The organism is Photobacterium sp. SKA34, assembly GCF_000153325.1.
Lineage (GTDB): Bacteria > Pseudomonadota > Gammaproteobacteria > Enterobacterales > Vibrionaceae > Photobacterium.
The window spans coordinates 1,565,640-1,586,075 of sequence record NZ_CH724141.1; the positions used below are offsets into that span (position 1 = coordinate 1,565,640).

Annotated in this window: 17 protein-coding genes and 4 pseudogenes; 15 read left to right on the top strand and 6 right to left on the bottom strand. The window is 38.9% G+C overall.

Annotation, left to right across the window (positions count from 1 at the left end; translation table 11 throughout):
• The 3 genes and pseudogenes from SKA34_RS08210 to SKA34_RS08220 all read left to right on the top strand — a co-directional run.
• Positions 1 to 1,440 (top strand): annotated as a pseudogene (locus SKA34_RS08210) (IS66 family transposase); the annotation flags it as partial.
• 58 nt (positions 1,441 to 1,498) lie between these two features.
• Positions 1,499 to 1,903 (top strand): GFA family protein, encoded by a 405-nt coding sequence (locus SKA34_RS08215; protein WP_039859838.1) that lies wholly within the window; start codon positions 1,499 to 1,501, stop codon positions 1,901 to 1,903.
• 39 nt (positions 1,904 to 1,942) lie between these two features.
• The gene (locus SKA34_RS08220) at positions 1,943 to 2,164 is read left to right on the top strand and encodes a hypothetical protein (RefSeq protein WP_369750662.1); all 222 of its coding nucleotides are present in this window, start codon (positions 1,943 to 1,945) and stop codon (positions 2,162 to 2,164) included.
• Between the two features lie 68 nt (positions 2,165 to 2,232).
• Here the strand turns inward: SKA34_RS08220 and SKA34_RS08225 are convergent, their stop codons facing one another.
• Positions 2,233 to 2,883, bottom strand: coding sequence for an HAD family phosphatase (locus tag SKA34_RS08225; protein WP_039859842.1), 651 nt, complete (start codon positions 2,881 to 2,883; stop codon positions 2,233 to 2,235).
• 210 nt (positions 2,884 to 3,093) lie between these two features.
• On the opposite strand from SKA34_RS08225, the pseudogene cqsA reads away from it, so the two are divergent.
• Positions 3,094 to 4,264 (top strand): annotated as a pseudogene (gene cqsA / locus SKA34_RS08230) (alpha-hydroxyketone-type quorum-sensing autoinducer synthase).
• A 56-nt stretch (positions 4,265 to 4,320) separates the two neighbouring features.
• Here the strand turns inward: cqsA and SKA34_RS08235 are convergent.
• Positions 4,321 to 6,348 (bottom strand): response regulator, encoded by a 2,028-nt coding sequence (locus SKA34_RS08235; protein ID WP_006645051.1) that lies wholly within the window; start codon positions 6,346 to 6,348, stop codon positions 4,321 to 4,323.
• 365 nt (positions 6,349 to 6,713) lie between these two features.
• Between SKA34_RS08235 and betI the strand changes: the two genes are divergently transcribed.
• From betI to choV, 6 genes are all read left to right on the top strand, one after another.
• On the top strand, positions 6,714 to 7,310 hold the full coding sequence (gene betI, locus SKA34_RS08240) for a transcriptional regulator BetI (protein ID WP_006645052.1): 597 nt from the start codon (positions 6,714 to 6,716) through the stop codon (positions 7,308 to 7,310).
• Between the two features lie 16 nt (positions 7,311 to 7,326).
• Positions 7,327 to 8,787, top strand: coding sequence for a betaine-aldehyde dehydrogenase (betB, locus tag SKA34_RS08245; protein WP_006645053.1), 1,461 nt, complete (start codon positions 7,327 to 7,329; stop codon positions 8,785 to 8,787).
• Between the two features lie 18 nt (positions 8,788 to 8,805).
• Positions 8,806 to 10,506, top strand: coding sequence for a choline dehydrogenase (gene betA, locus SKA34_RS08250; RefSeq protein ID WP_006645054.1), 1,701 nt, complete (start codon positions 8,806 to 8,808; stop codon positions 10,504 to 10,506).
• Between the two features lie 54 nt (positions 10,507 to 10,560).
• Positions 10,561 to 11,496 (top strand): choline ABC transporter substrate-binding protein, encoded by a 936-nt coding sequence (locus SKA34_RS08255; protein ID WP_006645055.1) that lies wholly within the window; start codon positions 10,561 to 10,563, stop codon positions 11,494 to 11,496.
• Positions 11,497 to 11,627: 131 nt separating this feature from the next.
• Positions 11,628 to 12,470, top strand: a complete 843-nt coding sequence (choW, locus tag SKA34_RS08260) for a choline ABC transporter permease subunit (RefSeq protein WP_006645056.1) — start codon at positions 11,628 to 11,630, stop codon at positions 12,468 to 12,470.
• 2 nt (positions 12,471 to 12,472) lie between these two features.
• Positions 12,473 to 13,654 carry a choline ABC transporter ATP-binding protein gene (gene choV, locus SKA34_RS08265; protein ID WP_006645057.1) on the top strand — a complete coding sequence of 394 codons (1,182 nt, stop codon included), beginning with the start codon at positions 12,473 to 12,475 and terminating at the stop codon, positions 13,652 to 13,654.
• Positions 13,655 to 13,704: 50 nt separating this feature from the next.
• Here the strand turns inward: choV and SKA34_RS08270 are convergent, their stop codons facing one another.
• Positions 13,705 to 13,995, bottom strand: a complete 291-nt coding sequence (locus tag SKA34_RS08270) for a hypothetical protein (protein WP_006645058.1) — start codon at positions 13,993 to 13,995, stop codon at positions 13,705 to 13,707.
• A gap of 189 nt (positions 13,996 to 14,184) precedes the next feature.
• On the bottom strand, positions 14,185 to 15,096 hold the full coding sequence (locus SKA34_RS08275; RefSeq protein WP_006645059.1) for a LysR family transcriptional regulator: 912 nt from the start codon (positions 15,094 to 15,096) through the stop codon (positions 14,185 to 14,187).
• A gap of 87 nt (positions 15,097 to 15,183) precedes the next feature.
• Between SKA34_RS08275 and SKA34_RS08280 the strand changes: the two genes are divergently transcribed.
• Positions 15,184 to 15,834 (top strand): CatB-related O-acetyltransferase, encoded by a 651-nt coding sequence (locus SKA34_RS08280; protein ID WP_006645060.1) that lies wholly within the window; start codon positions 15,184 to 15,186, stop codon positions 15,832 to 15,834.
• Positions 15,835 to 15,888: 54 nt separating this feature from the next.
• Here the strand turns inward: SKA34_RS08280 and SKA34_RS08285 are convergent.
• A pseudogene (locus SKA34_RS08285) lies at positions 15,889 to 16,860 on the bottom strand (amidohydrolase family protein); the annotation flags it as partial.
• Positions 16,861 to 17,191: 331 nt separating this feature from the next.
• Here SKA34_RS08285 and modA (SKA34_RS23805) point away from each other — a divergent pair.
• The 4 genes from modA (SKA34_RS23805) (at position 17,192) to modC (ending at position 19,971) form a co-directional block, all read left to right on the top strand.
• Positions 17,192 to 17,473, top strand: coding sequence for a molybdate ABC transporter substrate-binding protein (gene modA / locus SKA34_RS23805; protein ID WP_006645062.1), 282 nt, complete (start codon positions 17,192 to 17,194; stop codon positions 17,471 to 17,473).
• A gap of 130 nt (positions 17,474 to 17,603) precedes the next feature.
• Positions 17,604 to 17,960 carry a molybdate ABC transporter substrate-binding protein gene (gene modA / locus SKA34_RS23810; RefSeq protein ID WP_006645063.1) on the top strand — a complete coding sequence of 119 codons (357 nt, stop codon included), beginning with the start codon at positions 17,604 to 17,606 and terminating at the stop codon, positions 17,958 to 17,960.
• 230 nt (positions 17,961 to 18,190) lie between these two features.
• The gene (gene modB / locus SKA34_RS08295; RefSeq protein WP_006645064.1) at positions 18,191 to 18,880 is read left to right on the top strand and encodes a molybdate ABC transporter permease subunit; all 690 of its coding nucleotides are present in this window, start codon (positions 18,191 to 18,193) and stop codon (positions 18,878 to 18,880) included.
• Positions 18,880 to 19,971 (top strand): molybdenum ABC transporter ATP-binding protein ModC, encoded by a 1,092-nt coding sequence (gene modC / locus SKA34_RS08300; RefSeq protein WP_006645065.1) that lies wholly within the window; start codon positions 18,880 to 18,882, stop codon positions 19,969 to 19,971. Before modB ends, modC begins: the two co-directional genes overlap by 1 nt.
• Positions 19,972 to 20,037: 66 nt before the next feature.
• Here modC and SKA34_RS08305 read toward each other — a convergent pair.
• A pseudogene (locus SKA34_RS08305) lies at positions 20,038 to 20,436 on the bottom strand (MFS transporter); the annotation flags it as partial.

The window sequence follows — 20,436 nt, forward strand, 5'->3', positions numbered from 1 at the left end:
AACAAGAGCGTCAATCTCTGCTTGAGCAACTCAAACTGGCTTCGACCGCCAGTCGCAAAACGCTCGGAGGCGTTAAAGCCCTACGATGAATCTCAAGGTGACCTCTTCAACGAAGCGGAATGTGAAGCCGCTAAGGAAGAAGAGGTTGAGGTTACGACGACCACCACAACCACAACGAAGAAACGCGGTAAGCGTAAGCCTCTTCCAAAGACCTTACCTCGTGAAGTTATCGAACTTGATTTAGACGACCATGAAAAGCAGTGTGCATGCTGCAATCATGACCTGCATAAAATCGGTGAAGACAGCAGTGAAAAGCTGGAGTTTTCGCCAGCCGTACTCAAAGTGCTGGAATATGTTCGCCCTAAATATGCTTGCCGCCAGTGCGAGCAAACTGAAGACAGCAATCACATCGTTCAAAAGCCAGCACCGCAAAGCATTATCCCGAAGAGCTTTGCCACAGAAAGCTTGCTTGCCAACATCATTCTTGGCAAATACCAGTACGCGATGCCACTTTACCGCCAAGAGTCGCTGTTTACCCAGTCGGGAATCGAGCTATCACGAACCACTATGGCCAGATGGGTTATCCAAGTTAGTGAGAAGTTCAAACCACTCTATGCCGCTCTAAAAGAGCACCTACTTCAACAAGTGGTGGTCCAGGCGGATGAAACGCCACTCAATGTTCTCAAGGAAGAAAAACAGTGTTACATGTGGCTCTACTGCTCGGGCGCAGACTCGCCAGAAGCCGCACTCCCCAATGTGAAGAATATTGCCTTGTACGACTATCAAAACAGTCGCGCGAGGGCATGCCCTGTTGCCTTCTTGGGGGATTACAGTGGTTATCTACAAACCGATGGCTATGGTGCCTATGATGGTCTTTATCACGTCACCAATGTTGGCTGCATGGCACATGCACGGCGAAAGTTCATGGAGGCTAAGAAGCTTCAAGGTAAAGGTAAGTCAGGCAAAGCAGATAAAGCGCTGGCCAAAATCCAGAAGCTCTATGGGATAGAATCGCGCTTAAAAGGTGCGACTGTCGAAACACGAAAAGCAGAACGTCAACTGCATAGCAAACCGATACTGGACGAGTTGTACGAGTGGATGACATCTCAACAAGTGATAGCGTCTAGCCCGCTGGGTAAAGCGATAAAATACACGCTCGGCCAATGGCCGAAGGTGATCCGCTATATCGATGACGGTCACTTATCGATAGACAATAACCGCGCTGAACGCGCAATTAAACCGCTGGTCATTGGCAGAAAGAACTGGTTGTTCTCGAACACGCCAAATGGTGCTGATGCGAGTGCGATGCTTTACAGCATCGTCGAGACTGCGAAAGCCAACGGCCTTATCCTCTACGACTACATGGTCAAGTGCATGAAAGAGCTCGCGAAAGCTGAGCCCGATATCGATGCACTCCTACCTTGGAACCTCAAACACTAACAAATATCGCCCCGTGGGTTCATGGGGCGTTTACTTTGGTTTTATATAGAAAGATGAAATGAAAAAACTAAGTGGTTCCTGTTTATGTGGCAAGGTACAGATAGAAGTGCCTGATGATTTTGAGTATATGGGGAATTGTCATTGTTCTGAATGTCGTAAATTTACTGGGTCAGATTATTCATCGGTGGGAGGATTAAGCTCAGAGAAATTTCGCTTTAAAGCTGGTGAAGATGCTGTGTCGCTATTTAAAAAAAGTGAAGAAACGGAACTCGCTTTTTGTCGAATCTGTGGTTCAAGTTTGTTTTCAAAGAAGCTAAAAACAGGCAAGCATAATATTCGTTTAGGAATTTTAGATGATATCCCAACACATAAGCCGAATTTTCATATTTTCACGTCATCTAAAGCACCATGGAATGTCATAACCGATAACTTAATGCAGTTTGATAAAGGCCCTTTTAAATAGCATTTAGATAGATAAGGAAGACAATTAATAATGAGGTAAGTGATGTATATCGGTGAAGTGTCTAAATTAACAGGAGCGTCAGCTAAAGCTATACGTTTATACCAAGCCCCCGTTACTTCTGAAACGGTTGATATTGATTATATCAAAGCCCATAACTATGGGAGCAATGAAACCATTAACCCTACGCGTATCATTCCTAAAGGACCCGAATTGGACTTTTCCAAGTCACATTACGGTGAAAAATTAGGCGTAGAATTATAACTATAGTTAATATAAGAATAGGGCAATCATAGTTGCATGATGTTTGCCCTTGTATATACCAGTGATAGTTACTGTTTTAGCTTTATAAGTACTTCATTCATTGATGTATATATCCCATGACCTAATGCTTTAATTTCTTCACTAGGCTTCACTAAATCAATTATCTGAAAAGTTTGCATGCCAGCAGAAACTGCTGCTTTAACACCGTTATTTGAATCTTCAAAAGCAATACACATACTAGGGTTTATGTTTAAACGTTTTGCTGCGAGTAAGTAAATCTCAGGATCAGGTTTGCCATTTACCACTTCATCACCAGCAGTCACCGCTGAAAAATAGTTACTTAAGCCAGCCATAGCTAATTTTTTTAATGCTAATTGCCGATTGGTTGAGGTTGCTACAACCATAGGTGTATTCTGTGTTTGTAACCAATTCAGTAGGTCAATAACGCCATCTTTTACTGGAATGGATTCATTTTCAACAATGTTTAAGTAAGTCTGCTTCCATTGCTTGCGAAATACAGGGTAGTCCATGTTTTCGCCATAACTGGCTCGTAATAGATCTTCAACGCCAGCCTCATTGCGTCCAATGATATTTAAGTAGGTCTGTTCAAGGTAGGGTAGGTTAAAGTCCTTACAGGTTTGTTTAAATATCTCCATACAGACACGTTCTGTATCAATTAATAAACCATCCATGTCGAAAATAGCAGCGCTGTATATCATTTTATTAACTAATTTGTAAATAATGAAGTTGTATTTTACAGATAAATTACTTTTATTAAAACATGACTGCTTGTAAAAATAAATAATCAGTTAGACTAAGGAAATGATAATTGTTTATGAAAAAAATGATTATCAATATTATTATTTAGAACGATGAAAGTATTATTGTTAATATTGTTACTCCTATTAACAAAAGTAAGAGTAATAAAAATGAAAAATATTAACGTAAAATCACTTCCAAACTTCATAAAAAAAAATTAACGCGCATCTAGAGGCGGATATTTACTCTCGAAAAAACAAAAAACACTTAGTATTAGGTAAAACGCCTTCGGATAATTCAATAACATTACAAAGTAATGATTATCTTTCTATCACAGGGCATGAACATATTCGTCAGAAGCACTTGAAAGCCATCACCGAGCATAAACATGAAGTAGTGATGTCTGCCGTCTTCCAGCATGAAGCTGATAGTGGCGATACATTTGAAGAGCAATTAGCAGCATTAACAGGTTTTGAAAAATGTGTGCTTTCCCAGTCGGGCTGGGCGGCAAATGTCGGATTAATTCAAACTCTGCTTCCTCAAGGTACACCGATCTATATCGATTTTTTTGCTCATATGTCGTTATGGGATGGAGCAAAACGAGCGGAGGGAAATATTCAAACATTTCTGCATAACAATATGCGCCATCTAGAAAAACAAATTAAACGTGAAGGCACAGGATTAATCATAGTCGATTCGGTTTACAGCACAATAGGTACAGTTGCGCCATTGCATAATTTAGTTGAAATAGCTAATCGTTATGGTTGTGCCTTGTTGGTAGATGAATCTCATTCGCTGGGCACACACGGAAAAAATGGTGCTGGATTAGTGGCTGAATTAGGCCTAACCGATCAAGTCGATTTTTTAACGGCGAGTTTAGCAAAAGCCTTTGCTTACCGAGCAGGGGCGATTTTATGCAGTAAAGATGTAGCTAAGTCGTTCCCATTTACTGCGTTTCCTGCAATTTTCAGTTCTGCATTGTTAAATCATGAGCTAGAAATCTTAAAAGCGACATTAGATGTAATTAAAAGTGCAGATGATAAGCGTGAGCAGTTATTTGTTCAGTCTGAGAAATTACGCAATGGTTTAGTTAATCTTGGCTATAAGATTAAGAGCCAGTCACAAATTATTGCTCTTGAAAGCGGTAATGATGAAGATACAGAAGTGATCCGTGATTATTTAGAGTCTCGGGATGTATTTGGCTCTGTGTTCTGTTCACCAGCGACCCCTAAAAATAAAAATGTGATCCGTTTTTCTTTAAATAGTGATGTTAGTGACGAGCAAATATCGACGTTACTTAGTGTGTGTCGAGAGATGCGAGAGGAACTATCGTTAAAGTAATAGAGAGAATTCTTACCCATTATTGTGTTAAGTAAACGATAGTGGGTAAGGGGGTTCTAGTTAATAAAGCGTTCAATACTGGCAAAGATTTGCTCTTTAGTTGCAGGTTTAAAAATAAAGTCATTCATACCAATTTTACTAAGTTCTTGTTGTTGCTTTTCATCAAGTGATGCAGAGAAACAAATAATGGGTGTATTTTTATGTGATTCATATCTTTTATTAGAACGAATTTGTTTTGTTGCTTCTAAGCCTCCCATTAAAGGCATTTCTAAATCCATCATAATAAGATCTACCTGGCTTAGCTCAAGGTTTTTGAGAGCATTAACACCATTCTCGGCATGAATAACATGAAATCCACTACGTTGGAGGAGTATTCCTGTATACATGCGTAATGACATATTATCGTCTACGAGTAGAATACTTTTCGTATCTGTTGTTGATCGTGGTGTGTTTTTTGGGTTATTAAAGTGAATAAAAAATAATCGACAGATATTATCAGTGAAATTATTGTCAATTTTACTAGCATTGACTAGTTTGTAGTTAATTTTTTCATTTAATATTAAATTTAATGCGTTATGTGTACGGTATAAATATAAGACTTTCGTTGTTAATAATGCGAGTTTATCTTGTAACTTAGAGAAATAATAATTATGTTCACTGTAACTATCCAGATTAACAATAATCATATCTACTTGATTAAGAGGCATGTCAATTAATTTAAATGGGCTAATCGTGTTAAAATTGTAGCCATGAGAAAAGGAGTTTTTCTGAAGTTCAAAAACATCACTGTTGTCATCACCTACGTATAATAGGCGTTTTTTTGACATTAACTCATATTTTAGCTTATTGACTGATTTTGAATCGATTTTAGGTAAAAGGATAGTGAATTCAGTCCATTCACCTAACTTGGATTGACAGCTGATTACCCCACCAAATGCTGTGATTACTTTTTTACAAAAAGGCAAACCTAAACCTGAACTATTTTTTTTACCATGTGTAAAGAAATCATCAAAAATAGCATCAAGATTATTCTTTGGGATACCAACACCTGTGTCTCTTATTTTAATAATATTATTTTTTTTATTAATTTCGATATTGATATTAATACTGAAATTATTCTTTTCTTTGTAATAAAATGCATTTTTCATAAGATTGAAAATGACATAACGAAATAAAATATCACTACCAAAATAATTTGTGTCTTTATTGAAATTAACTGAAACTAAACTTCTATCTTGTAAGGATTGGTAGCCATAGCTTTCTACAGAGCTTTTAATAATATTAACAATAGAATATTCTTGAAATGTATTTGTTGAAATCGCATGCTCATTAATAGAGCTTAATAGTAAGTTAATTGTTTCATTACTATTGTTAATAACTGTCATATTACTTCTAATTATAGATTTTAGCTCATTAACATTATCTTTTTTGTTATCATTTTTTTGGCGAAGAATATCAAGCATGAGTTCCATGGAAGAGTAAAGAGAACTAAAAGGGTTTCTCATTTCATGGGCAATACCGGCACTAAAGCTGCGAGCAAAAAGTAATTGATCTTCGTAATGAATGTGATTTCTATAATGTGAAGCAATACCTGTCACATATGAAAAACTAATAACTGCAATATAGCCCCAATGAAAATTATCACTGTTTATCGGATGGAAGCCATAAGAAAATAATGCGCCTAATGAAATACCAATAATGGAGATTACGCTGATAATATAAGCATCGTAAATCAATAATATTGATAGAAATAGTGCAGCCATGAAAGACATGACCCAAGGAATAGACCAATGATTCATAATCAGCATATAGCTGAAAAAGAAAGGTAGTCCTATGGTGATTGTGGCAATGAAATGAATCGCCTTATAACGTAAAAACCAATAAGGGAGATGATCCTTTAAAACGAATGGAATAAACAAACTGCCACAAAATAGCCTGAGTAAAAAGTTCTCATAAGGTTGAGGAAAAAGATAATGCCAAACAAAGAAGTATAGTGGAAAACCAATGCTACCAAGATAGCCTATAATGATTAAATTAGGCTCAAAGTAACGGTAAACATTATTAATTCTATTTTTTATACTCATTGTCTATGAACTTCTAGTTATTAGCTTGAATACTATAAACCAAAATAACTAAATAAAAAAAACAAATTGGGTTTATGCTATGGAGCTCACCTTACTAATATTTCATTTCTCTCGTTACATATCATTTCTTAACGTTTAATAATTGTTCGTAATATGTCTTGGTTATTCGACTTGTATGTATCACTTTTTAATTCATACTCTCACTGTTAATATTTTGTTACATTCGCCATTGTCTTGATAATCTAGCGATTTTCTTTATTTTGATGGTTTTTAAAACTGTGATTTTGGTTGTGTTTTGATTTAATGTTAAAAACATGTCACATTTATACTTAATTGACCGTTCAATAAAAATAAATGGGAGCATTATGCCAAAGGTTGGAATGCCTGATATTCGTAAACCACAGCTTGTAAATGCCACGATGGCAGTGATTGAACGAGTTGGCTTACATGCAGCAAGTATCTCTTTGATCAGTAAAGAAGCAGGGGTGTCAACGGGGATTATCAATCACTATTTTGGTGGCAAGCATGGTTTATTAGAAGAGACTATGCGTGAAATTTTACGTCGTTTGTCAATGAGTGTTACAACATCATTAAGCCAAATCCCCCGCAATGATCATCAAGGTCGAATTAATGCTATTATCATGAGCAATTTTGATGGTTATCAAGCTGAAAATAAAGTAGCGAAAACATGGTTAGCATTTTGGTCTTACGCTATGCATGACGCACAGTTGGGTCGCCTACAGCAAGTTAATGAAAAACGTTTGCTATCACATTTAAAGATTGAACTTAAAGGGTTATTACCATCTTCTCAAGCTGAATTAGTTGCCCATGGTATAGCTTCATTAATTGATGGTATTTGGTTGCGCGGGACATTAAATCCCAAAGGTATTGATGCGAATAATGCTCGCATGATCATTAATGATTATTTAGGAAAGCAATTGTCTTTTTATTCAAAATTATAATTTCTAAGAGTTTCAAATGGATATGAAATCACTATATATAGATGGTAACTATGTTGCTGCTTCTTCTGATATTCAATTTACAACGTTTAATCCAGCTAATGGTCAGCCGATAGCAACTATTGGGCAAGCCTCTCAAGCTGATCTTGAGTTAGCCATTAGTGCAGCTAAAAAAGGCTTTGCTATATGGTCGGCTATGACGGCAACTGAGCGTAGCCGTATTTTATTACGTGCTGTTACGTTACTGCGAGAACGCAACGATGAATTAGCGGTATTGGAAGTCACAGATACCGGTAAACCGTTACAAGAAGCGATAGCGGTTGATATAGAAACCGGTGCTGATGTTATTGAGTACTTTGCAGGGTTAGCACCTGGGCTTCAAGGTGAACAGCAACCTTTAAGTGAAAATCAGTTCTTTTATACGCGTCGAGAACCATTGGGCATTTGTGCTGGTATTGGTGCGTGGAATTATCCGATCCAAATTGCGATGTGGAAATCAGCGCCTGCACTTGCTGCGGGTAACGCCATGATTTTCAAACCATCGGAAGAAACACCGTTAACAGTTCTAAAGCTTGCTGAGATTTTTACTGAAGCAGGTCTGCCTGATGGCGTTTTTAACGTTGTACAAGGTGATTACCGAGTGGGGCAGATGCTAACGGCACACCCTGAGATCGCTAAAGTTTCATTTACAGGTGAAACTGGTACAGGTAAAGCGGTAATGGCTGATAGTGCTGATACCTTAAAGTCGGTCACGATGGAATTAGGCGGTAAATCGCCAATGATCATTTTTGATGATGCTAATGTCGATCATGCTGTTTCAGCGGCAATGGTGGCTAACTTCTATACCCAAGGTGAAGTATGTACACATGGCACACGTGTTTATGTTCATGAGACTATTTACGACACGTTTATAGAGCAACTTAAGCGTCGAACTGAGTTATTAATCGTTGGTGATCCGATGAATATGGAGACCCAAATTGGCGCATTGATTTCAACATCACACCTATCAAAAGTGTTATCAGCCATCGATGCAGCTAAACAAAGTGGCGCAATCTTGCTGACTGGTGGATACCAATATACTGATAATGGTTTAGCACAAGGTAATTTCGTTCAACCTACTGTTTTTATTGATTGCGATGAATCTATGTCTCACGTTAAAAATGAAATTTTTGGGCCAGTGATGTCGGTAATTAAGTTTAGCGATGAAACCGATGTTATCGCTCGCGCTAATAATACTCACTATGGTTTAGCTGCGGGTGTGTTTACCCAAAACTTAGCGAGAGCCCACCGCGTTATCCATCAATTACAAGCAGGGATCTGTTGGGTTAATACATGGGGAGATTCTCCCGCGCAAATGCCTGTTGGTGGTTATAAGCAATCAGGGATTGGACGCGAAAACGGAATAGAAACCTTACAACATTATACCCAAACCAAAAGTATACTTATTGAGTTGGGCGATTACCAAAGTCCTTATGCGTAACGGATGGAGTCGATTTTGATGGATCAAAATAAGCAGCTAAATAAATCCCAACACTATGACTACATTATTGTTGGCGCGGGTTCGGCAGGCTGTGTATTAGCTGACCGTTTATGTGAAAGCGGTGAATATGATGTGTTGTTACTAGAAGCTGGCGGTAGTGATCGTAGTATTTTTATTCAAATGCCAACGGCACTGTCATACCCAATGAACAGTGACAAATATGCATGGCAATTTGAAACTCAAGCAGAACAAGGCTTAGACGGGCGTAAATTACATTGTCCACGAGGCAAGGTATTAGGCGGTAGTTCTTCTATCAACGGCATGGTGTATGTACGTGGTCATGCATGTGACTATGACGAATGGGAACAAGAAGGGGCAACTGGCTGGAATTACCAAGCATGTTTACCGTATTTTCGTCGTGCTGAAACATGGATAAAAGGCGGTAACGCTTATCGTGGTAGCAAAGGTCCTGTCGGGACGTGCAATGGGAATGACATGGCACTCAATCCACTTTACCAAGCCTTTATTGATGCAGGTAAAGAAGCCGGTTATCCCGAAACTGATGATTACAATGGTTACCAACAAGAAGGGTTTGGTGCCATGCATATGACAGTAGATCAAGGTGTGCGTGCATCGACATCGAATGCTTATTTACGTCGTGCATTAAAGCGCTCAAACCTCACGTTGAAAAAAGGAATTGTGGCACGCAAAGTCCTACTCGATGGTAAAAAAGCGGTAGGTGTTGAATTTGAACAGTCAGGTAAGCTATCTCAAGTATTTGCCACAAAAGAAGTGATTTCTAGTGCTGGATCCATTGGTTCAGTCCAGTTATTACAATTGTCTGGCATTGGACCTGCTGCAGTATTGGATAACGCGAAGATTGATCTTGTGCATGATCTTCCTGGGGTGGGGGCTAATTTACAAGATCACTTAGAAGTTTACTTCCAATACCACTGTAATGAAGCCATTACCTTAAACAGTAAATTAGATTTAGTCAGCAAAGGTAAAATTGGCGCGCAATGGCTACTAACTCGTACAGGTTTAGGTGCGACGAACCATTTTGAATCTTGCGCCTTTATTCGTTCGCGTAAAGGGTTAAAGTGGCCAAATATTCAATATCACTTCCTACCTGCAGCAATGCGATACGATGGTCGTGCTGCATTTGATGGTCATGGCTTCCAAGTGCATGTGGGGCCTAATAAGCCACAGAGCCGAGGTACGGTCTCTGTTGTATCGAATGATCCGCATGCGAAGCCTAAAATTGAATTCAATTACATCTCTACCGAGCAAGATAAGCAGGATTGGCGAGATTGTATTCGTTTAACCCGTGAAATTATGGCGCAATCAGCATTGGATCAATATCGTGGTGATGAGATTCAACCGGGAGCGGATGTCACATCTGATCAATCTATTGATCAGTGGGTAAAAGAAAATGTAGAGAGTGCTTATCATCCATCTTGTACTTGTAAAATAGGGAATGATGACGATGTGATGGCTGTACTAGATCCAGAGTGTCGTGTTCGCGGTATTGAAAACTTGCGTGTTGTTGATTCTTCTATATTCCCGACGATTCCTAACGGTAACCTTAATGCACCAACGATCATGGTTGCTGAGCGAGCCGCTGATTTTATTTTACAGAGAACCCCGCTTCCTGCAGGCAATGTACCTGTATGGATTGCCCCTGATTGGGAAACGACCCAACGAAACAATTCACAATAAGTACGTGGGATATACGTACTTAATACTGATAAATAAAAAGACAAAGGAATAATTATGTCTGTTACTAAAAAAACACTTCTTGCCTTAGCGTTAAGCTCAGTCGCTTTTAATAGCTATGCTAACCAATGTGATACGGTACGTTTTGCTGATGTAGGCTGGACGGATATTACGGCAACTACAGCGGTAACATCTGAGCTTTTAAAAGGAATGGGTTACAGTACGAAAACTGATTTATTGTCAGTACCCGTGACGTACTCATCAATGGCGAATGGTGATATTGATGTCTTTTTAGGAAATTGGATGCCGACGATGGAAGGCGATATTGCGAAATATCGTGAAGCCAAAACGGTTGAAACAGTAAAAGCGAATTTAGAAGGTGCAAAATATACGTTAGCTGTACCTAAATATGTTTATGACGCAGGTGTTAAGAGCTTTGCTGATTTGGCAAAACATGCGGATAAATTTAAAGGTCGTATTTACGGTATTGAACCCGGTAATGATGGTAATCGTTTAATTCAATCAATGATCGACACGAATGCGTTTGGTTTGAAAGACTTTAGTTTAGTGGAATCAAGTGAAGCGGGGATGGTTTCGCAAGTTTCTCGCTCTGTACGCCGTGATCAGTGGATTGTTTATTTAGGTTGGGCACCGCACCCAATGAATAGCAATGTTGAAATGGAATACCTTGCTGGTGGCGATGACTTTTTTGGACCTAACTATGGTGGCGCCAATGTGTACACCAATGTTCGCAGTAATTATTTAACCGAGTGTCCAAACGTTGGTCAACTTCTGAAAAATCTTTCATTTAGCTTAGAAATGGAAAATAGCTTAATGGAAGCAATCCTTAATCAAAAGGTTCAACCTGAAAAAGCAGCCCGCCAATGGTTAAGTGAAAATCCACAGCAAGTGGAAGCATGGCTAAAAGACGTTAAAACTCGCGAAGGTAAAGTGGCCACTACAGCGGTGTTGGATTACTTAAAGCAATCTTAATCCTTTCTTAAAATACTGCGTTAATAATCACGTCTTGTTTATTAACGCAGGTACTTCTTTGTTATTAGCTATTGTAAAACTTCATAAAAATAAGGTGGTAAGCATCGTCTTATCAAATAAAAGGCAAAAGTGTGAATTTCATTACGGATAATAAAATCCCTTTGGGTCAATGGATGGAAGCAGGTGTTGATTGGTTAACTATCAATGCCGCAGGGTTATTTGATGCCATTTCATTTTTCTTAGAAACCGTAATTCTATTTTTAGTTGATGTATTTAAGTGGATGCCGCCAGCACTGCCTATTTTAATCACCGCGGCGTTAGCATGGTATTTACACCGTAAAATTTCATTAGTGGTTTTCGTTGTCGCAGCGTTATTAGTTATTTTGAACTTAGGCTACTGGCAGGAAATGTTAGAAACCTTTGTGTTGGTCTTTGCTGCTACAAGTATTTCAGTGCTTATTGGTGTTCCTATCGGAATTATGTCTGCGCACCGTCCATGGTTGTATACCTTGATGCGTCCTATTTTAGATCTAATGCAAACGGTGCCAACGTTTGTTTATTTAATTCCAACGCTGGTTTTGTTTGGATTAGGTATTGTACCGGGACTTATCTCTACCATTATTTTTGCCATTGCAGCGCCAATACGACTCACGTATTTAGGTATCACGAAAGTGCCTGAAGATTTAATTGAAGCAGGCAAAGCGTTTGGTGCGAGCCGAATGAAGTTACTGTTAAAAGTCGAGTTACCCGCGGCGATGCCGAGTATTATGGCGGGTATCACCCAATGCATTATGTTGTCTTTGTCTATGGTGGTTATCGCCGCATTAGTCGGTGCAGATGGATTAGGAAAACCCGTTGTACGTGCATTAAATACTGTGAACATTTCACAAGGTTTTGAAGCGGGACTTGCGATTGTATTGGTCGCGATTATTTTAGACCGATTATGTAAAACACCAGCACAAAAGGAGCTGTGATCATGAATGCAATAACGATTAACAATCTGGATGTGGTGTTTGGCGATAAACAGCAACAAGCCTTAGCGTTATTAGCTCAAGGTAAAAGTCGTCAACAAATTATTGATGAAACAAACCAAGTTGTTGGTGTAAATAACGTTAGTCTGCAAATCAAAGAAGGCGAGATTTGCGTACTTATGGGGTTGTCCGGTTCGGGTAAATCAAGTTTATTACGCGCGGTTAATGGATTGAACGATATAAGTCGTGGCGAATTGTTGATTAAAGATGGTGAACAGACTGTAGATTTAGCAAACTGCTCAAAAGCTCAACTACAGCATCTTCGTACTCATCGTGTCTCGATGGTATTTCAAAAATTTGCCTTAATGCCATGGCTAACCGTGTTAGATAACGTTGCATTCGGGCTTGAAATGCAAAATATCCCTAAGAAGGAACGTCATCAGCGCGCTAGAGAGCAGTTAGAAATGGTGGGGCTGGCTGAATGGGAAGATAAATACCCATCAGAGTTATCGGGCGGGATGCAGCAACGGGTAGGACTTGCGCGTGCATTTGTTATGGATACGGATATTTTATTGATGGATGAGCCATTTTCAGCGCTTGATCCGTTAATCCGTGCACAACTACAAGATGAATTGTTAGCACTGCAAAGTAAGTTAAATAAGACGATTTTGTTTGTCAGTCATGATTTAGATGAAGCACTTAAAATCAGAAATAATATCGCGATTATGGAGTCAGGGGAGCTGATTCAACACGGAAAACCTGAAGAGATTGTATTGAATCCGAAAACTGATTATGTGCGTGATTTTGTCGCACATACGAATCCGTTAAATGTATTGAAAGGGCGCTCATTGATGACGCCAGTAAACGCGTTAGAGCAACAGGGAAATACTTATAAAGTGTGTGATGTCGATGAGCTTTGGATCGCCCAGGATGAGGACACGCTGTCTATCGTGAATGAAGGTAATGTTGATTGCCTTTCATGGCAAATTACAGATGCTATTCCAAGCCATATTAATGACATGACTATAGTGATGGTCAGCCCTGATATTAGTATGCGAGATGCCATTGAGCTGAAGCGACTCAATAACAAACCACTACTCATGGTTGAAAATAATCAATTGGTTGGGGTATTACATCACAATGATGTTTATAACGCGCTGTTAGGTAATTTTCAGCTAGCGTCTTAATGAAAATCGGTCAACAAAGACGGCTTAAACGTCGTTGTTGACCGTAATTTTCAGTTCGCTAAAGGTACGGCACGGTTGATAAACAATTTACGATCAACCTTATAATCTGTTGAGTAGTGGCGAAGTTTACAGTCGTTACCGTCATTACAACCACAACTTAAAAAACGGTTAGCTTCATCAATAGCGGTTTGTTGTGATAGCCTTGTTTCAACTTCATTGAAGTTCAAATGATGCTGTGCCAGTGTTAGCTCTGGTATATTAGCGCGTAACACTTTAGTTAGAGCGTGATTTAACACCTGTTCGGTTTGCTTAGCGTTATCTCTACTGGCAATACTTGTCATAAATGTGTATTGCGAAGCAACAGCATTGAGCAGCTATTGTATTCACTTTTTATAATTATTATACAAATCCTTTTAATTATACCTCATGCTTTTTACGAATAGAATATGGGTAAATAAGCGTTGTCAGGCCAGTGTTAGTATTTTTAAGGCAGTATTGTTCTTTTTATTTCTTTCAATCTATCTCTAATTCTAATTTGTTTTATCAAGTTTTTGACGAATAAAATTAACAAATAGACTTGTACGTTGGGCAAGGTGTGTACGTTTAGGATAAAGAATATATAAAGGCAAACGATCAGGTGTAAACCAATCAGGTAAGATATTAATAATATGTGTTCGTTTATCACTATCTAAGTGACTTAATGCCATCTCATCAAGCATAGCAATACCACAGCCTTTGATCATTGCCTCGGTCATGACGGTGATTAGGCTAAAACTCATGGCAGGTTTAAGGATAATATTTGTCTTTTCTTGTGTTGTTTGATTAATAAAACACCATTTATCGAGCGTGAATTCACTATTTCGATAAATAATGTGGTTGTGGTCGAGCAAATCCAAAGGATGAGTAATCGCTGGATGATCTGCTAAGTAACTTTCATGAGCGAAAGGTTGGCATTGAAGGTGGCGGATATAATGACCTACATAGCCTTCTGGTGGCGTCTCGGTGAAATATATGGCGACATCAAAACCTTGCTCTATTAGATCTAATGGGGTTTCAGTAAAAGCGACTTCTAATTCAATATTTGGATGACTTAAATTGAAATCGGCAAGATGCTCACTTAATAGCATCGAGCCAAAAGAAGCAGACGCCGCGATACGAAGTTTGCCATAAACAGAATTAGTGACATCTAATCCTTCGTTTATGGCTTCAGCATGTGCAAATAGTGCTTTTACTTGCTTATAAAATGCAAGGCCATCGTAGGTGAGGTTAAATTGGCGAGTTGTTCGCTGTATAAGTTGAGTATCGAGAAGTGCTTCGAGTTGACGCAATTGTCGACTGATATGTGCACTTGAGCAATTCAATCTAACCGCTGCTTTTGCAATGCTTTTTTCTTCACATAACGCCAAATAAATGGGTACGTAACTTAGCCACTTTATTTCCATATGGTAATTATGAATCTCTTAATGGTTACTTCTGGTAAGAATAAAGAACAATTAGACTGACTGCAATAAATCAACAGGACGTTTAATATGCAGTTTGAAACATGGCTTGAAAGCCAAAAATTAAAAGACACCATTACTAACCCCAACATAGAAGTTGGTGACTACAGTTACTATTCTGGTTATTACCACGATAAATCTTTTGAAGATCAAGCTGTACGCTATTTGCTTGGAGATAAGCCAACCAAAGAGGTTTGGCAAAGCGGTATGTTTGGCGAAGTGGATAAGCTGATCATTGGTAAATTTTGCTCTATTGCTTCTGGCGCGACTTTTATGATGGCGGGCAACCAAGGACATCGTATCGATTGGATTTCAACCTTTCCCTTTGGTAATGATTTTGGTGAAGATGTGCCCAGTGGTTTTAAGCGAGCAGGCGATACCGTCATTGGCAATGATGTATGGATTGGCTCTGAAGCGATGATCATGCCTGGAGTAAAAATTGGTAATGGTGCTGTAATTGGATCAAGGGCGGTGATCACCAAAAATGTTGAGCCTTATACTGTTATCGTTGCTAATAACCACGTGGTTAAAAAGCGCTTTAAGCCAGAACAAATTAAGATGCTAACTATAATGCAATGGTGGGAATGGTCAGAGCAACAACTGAAACAATCAATGCAATTGATGTGCAGTGGTGATGTTGAACAGCTTTACAACTATTCCCTTGAGTATATTAAAGAATAAAAATAGGGCAGTGAAACCTGTTCGCTGCCCTGTATCTAACTAATAACAGATTAGTTACTGTACGATTTCGCCGCTTTCAATAACGGTTTGACGCACTTTATCTGCAAACTGCAGCGCTTCTTTGCGAATGTTATCTTCATTAACCGTCAGTACGTTTCTGTTTTCCATAATCACTTTACCATCAACAATCGTATGCTTTACGTTCGTTGCGTAAGCAGAGTAAACCAGTGCTGAATATGGATTGTAGACAGGTACCATATTTGGTGCTTTGGTATCAATAACGATCACATCTGCTAATTTACCGACTTCTAAAGAGCCTACTTTATCTTCCATATGGAGTGCACGAGCAGCACCGATCGTTGCCATTTCAATTACATTTTTAGGTGGCATGGCAGCGCGATCTTTATTGACTAATTTATGCACTTTTGCAACTTGGTTAAATTCATCAATAGTACTTAGCGTATTGCCCGACATTGGACCATCGGTGCCTAAGCCGATACGTAAACCGTCATTAAACATTTGCAATGCTGGTGAAACACCTTTTGCCGATTTAATGTTAGCACTCATATTATGTGCAATACCCACATCGTACTTTTTCAAGATAGCGATATCTTCTTCGTTCGCATCAATAACGTGTGCTGCGACTAAGTTCTCGTTTAGTGCGCCAATAGACTCCATGTATTTTACAGGAGATAGGCCACCAGAACGTTTTGCAATAACCTCGCGTTCACGATCAGATTCAGCCAATTGCATCATCACTGGAACATCGTATTTCATCGAAAGTTTGGCAATAGTTTGCAGAGTTTCTGTTGAGTTTGTGTATGGGCCATGAGGTGCAAATGCCATTGTGATACGCGGGTGATCTTTATATTCGTTAATCAGTTTTTCTGCGTATTTAATGCCATCTTCTGGTGTTTTAGCACTTGCTACAGGGAATTGAATAATGGTTTCACCTAAAATCGCACGCATACCAATTTGATCAACGGTTTTAGCAACTTCGTCTTCAAAGTAATACATATTCAAGTAACGTTTTCTTTAACATCTAGTATCACCGAAGGAAGGTATTTTTCGCAGATAATACTGGGTAATTTTTTATTGAAAATAACAATTTCATTTATTGCTTTTATTTGTGATCTTTATCGCTATAAGTGGTGGTTAATATTCCTAAAAGAGATAGTTTATAAGGTGTAATCGTTTGCTATTGGTGAAACAGAGGATTAATTACTTTTTAGATGACAATAAAAAGTGATGTTGAAGACGGATATATTGTAGTTTAAAACTAAGATCCATAACACAGATAATACTTGTATTAACCGATATGTAGTTTACTATATATCGGGATATTAGGAGCATCGTCATGACACGTAAATTAGCTTTCGCAACAGCAGCGTTACTCTCAACACTCTCTTTTTCTTCTTTTGCTGCTGATAGTAACATCACGGTATTTGCGGCTTCGTCATTAACCAATGCGTTAAATGACATTGCTGCTAAATATCAAAAGGAGACTGGGGTTAAAACCACGCTTTCATTCGCTTCATCTTCAGCGTTAGCGCGGCAAGTTGCGCTTGGCGCACCAGCAAACATTTATTTATCGGCTAATGAAAAGTGGATGGATTATGTAGAGCAGCAGGCGCGGTAATTGATAAATAGCCGAGTCGATGTTCTAAAAAATAGTTTAGTGATGGTTGCTCTACTGATTATCCACAAAATAATATCAAGCTGACAGCAAGCTGGGATTTATCTAAAGCTTAGACGGTACACGTTTAGCGGTGGGTAATCCGGCAAATGTTCCAGCAGGACGTTACGCTAAGCAATCGTTAGAGTATCTAAAATTATGGCAGCAAGCAGAGCCCTTATTGGCAATGGCGAATAACGTACGTTCGGCATTAGTGTTAGTTGAACGCGGCGAAGCGAAACTTGGAATTGTATATAAAACCGATGCAGAGATTTCTAAAAAGGTAAAAATCGTTGCGACTTTCCCTACCGATTCACATAAGCCAATCACGTATCCAATGGAATTAGTCAAAGGTAATGCGACGCCTGCGGCAAAAGCGTTTTATGAATACTTACAGCATGACGAAGCCAAAGCTATTTTTAAACAATATGGTTTTGGCTCTGTTAATTAAGACAATAAGTTAGGCAATACATTAATCATATTATGATTAAACGACGTTATAGATAAAACTAGGCACTGAGCACTTTGCTCAGTGCTTTTTTGTTTATTTATAGAGCAACTACGAAGTTTTATACACATCGTTACTGACTATGATGTAATGATTACTTATGCTATCGCTATTATTACGAATCTCATGCAGAAAAGAGCATGGGTGTAGATTGAAACACAGGATTGTTCGCTTTGCTCACTGATTATGAATTACAAGCGTTATTATTAAGCCTTAAAATTTCAAGTGTTGCTGTGCTATTTAGCCTTCCTTTGGGTATTGCTTGTGCTTGGTTATTGGCTCGTCGAAATTTTTGGGGTAAATCATTATTAGATGGTTTCATTCATTTACCCCTTGTTTTACCTCCTGTTGTGATTGGTTATTTATTGTTAATTTCAATGGGAAGGCAAGGCGCTATAGGCAAATGGCTTTATGAGTGGTTTGGTTTTAGTTTTAGCTTTAGTTGGCGAGGGGCAGCTTTAGCGGTGGCTATGGTATCTTTTCCATTAATGGTGCGCTCTATTCGCCTTGCTTTAGAAGGGGTTGATAAAAAGCTGGAACAAGCCGCTCGTACATTAGGCGCATCACCACTACGTGTATTTGTCACCATTACGTTACCATTAACGATCCCTGGTATTTTAACAGGCACAATTTTAGCCTTTGCTCGTGCTCTTGGTGAGTTTGGTGCAACGATTACCTTTGTTTCTAATATTCCTGGTCAAACTCAAACTATTCCATTGGCAATGTATTCCTTTATTGAAACCCCGGGAGCGGAGAGTGAAGCGGCCCGTTTATGTGTGGTTGCGATTGTGATTGCCTTGTCTTCATTATTTGCTTCTGAATGGCTAACACGCCTTGCTAGAAAACGTTTGGAAGTGATGTGATGACAACTAATAAACGCTTAAAAATTAAATTTAAACAGCAGCTTGGTGATTTATCGCTAGACGTTGATCTCGATGTACCCATGAAAGGGATCACAGCGATCTTTGGTCGTTCAGGAGCAGGTAAAACTTCATTAGTGAATGTTCTATCGGGTTTAACAAAGCCAGATAGTGGGATTATTAAGCTTGGCGATAGAACCCTTTACAGTAATGAAGAGCGAATATTTCTTTCGCCAGATAAACGAAAAATTGGTTATGTATTTCAAGATGCGCGTTTATTTCCACATTACAGTGTAAGAGGCAATTTAAATTACGGCGTCAAGAGTCCTGATCCCCAGCATTTTGATGATATTGTACGTTTGCTTGGTATTGAAGCGTTACTAAACCGTTATCCGTCATCATTATCTGGTGGCGAAAAGCAGCGAGTCGCGATTGGACGTGCGTTATTAACTAAACCTGACATGTTGCTGATGGATGAGCCATTAGCATCGCTAGATATGCCGCGGAAACAAGAGTTAATGCCTTACCTTGAGCGTTTAGCCAAGAGTGTGAATACACCAATTATTTATGTAACCCATAGCCTTGATGAGATTTTACGTCTTGCCGATTCTATGGTGATGCTTAACCAAGGTAAGGTGTTAATTTCAGGGCATGTGAATTCAGTATGGAGTTCACCTGAAATGCGCCCTTGGTTGCCCGTTAAAGAGCAAAGTTCATTATTAAGTGCTCGTATTAATTATAATCATCCTAAATATGCATTAACGCAGGTGATGCTAAGCCATGATTCATTCTTATGGGTCAGCCGTTTACATCAGCAACGTGGTGAATGGGTGAGGGTACGTATTTTTTCAAATGATGTATCTATTGCTCGTGAACAACCCACTCAAACCAGTATTCGTAATATCTTAGCCGCAAGAGTCGACAAAATTTATTATGCAGAAGGTGAGCGTGTTGAAGTGAAATTACGCGTTGGTGAAACCAATTTATGGGCCAATATTACTGCTTGGGCGGCGGATGAATTAGCTTTAAATATTGGCGATCAAGTTTATGCGCAAATTAAAGGCGTAAGTGTGACTAAAGATGATTTAGCTTAATGATAATCGGAAGATGATAGAGAAAAACCAGCTCAGTACTGATACTAGCTGGTTTGTTTATCGTTTTTAAAATTGTTCATTCGGGGCTTTGATTACCCTAACTAAAAAGTGGTGGGTGATCCAAATTACGATTGAAGTTGCTATCACAGCAACGAAAATTGAGCTGAAGCGATATAAAATAGAGAAAAAGGCATCTTTTTGTTCTGGTATTAATGATGTTGTCAGCGGCACGGTTAATGCTGACATCGCGGAAAAAGCAATACTCGATTTTATGGTACCTTGTGCAATCCAGTGACAAAAAAAGCCTGCAGCTATCGCATAAGCCATCAGAAATAATATGCCGTTATTAACCCATGAATAAAGCCCTAATTGGATAATCATACCTGCTAAACACCCCAAAAATGTCCCTGTAATACGTATTTTAGCGACAGCCATTGAACCAATTAATGTCATTGGTGCGAGCAC

Bases quoted from the DNA above. Each gene is read 5' to 3' on its own strand.
- SKA34_RS08215 (WP_039859838.1), top strand. From the start codon at position 1,499: ATGAAAAAACTAAGTGGTTCCTGTTTATGTGGCAAGGTACAGATAGAA.
- SKA34_RS08225 (WP_039859842.1), bottom strand. From the start codon at position 2,883: ATGATATACAGCGCTGCTATTTTCGACATGGATGGTTTATTAATTGAT.
- SKA34_RS08235 (WP_006645051.1), bottom strand. From the start codon at position 6,348: ATGAGTATAAAAAATAGAATTAATAATGTTTACCGTTACTTTGAGCCT.
- betI (WP_006645052.1), top strand. From the start codon at position 6,714: ATGCCAAAGGTTGGAATGCCTGATATTCGTAAACCACAGCTTGTAAAT.
- betB (WP_006645053.1), top strand. From the start codon at position 7,327: ATGGATATGAAATCACTATATATAGATGGTAACTATGTTGCTGCTTCT.
- betA (WP_006645054.1), top strand. From the start codon at position 8,806: ATGGATCAAAATAAGCAGCTAAATAAATCCCAACACTATGACTACATT.
- SKA34_RS08255 (WP_006645055.1), top strand. From the start codon at position 10,561: ATGTCTGTTACTAAAAAAACACTTCTTGCCTTAGCGTTAAGCTCAGTC.
- choV (WP_006645057.1), top strand. From the start codon at position 12,473: ATGAATGCAATAACGATTAACAATCTGGATGTGGTGTTTGGCGATAAA.
- SKA34_RS08270 (WP_006645058.1), bottom strand. From the start codon at position 13,995: ATGACAAGTATTGCCAGTAGAGATAACGCTAAGCAAACCGAACAGGTG.
- SKA34_RS08275 (WP_006645059.1), bottom strand. From the start codon at position 15,096: ATGGAAATAAAGTGGCTAAGTTACGTACCCATTTATTTGGCGTTATGT.
- SKA34_RS08280 (WP_006645060.1), top strand. From the start codon at position 15,184: ATGCAGTTTGAAACATGGCTTGAAAGCCAAAAATTAAAAGACACCATT.
- modA (WP_006645062.1), top strand. From the start codon at position 17,192: ATGACACGTAAATTAGCTTTCGCAACAGCAGCGTTACTCTCAACACTC.
- modC (WP_006645065.1), top strand. From the start codon at position 18,880: ATGACAACTAATAAACGCTTAAAAATTAAATTTAAACAGCAGCTTGGT.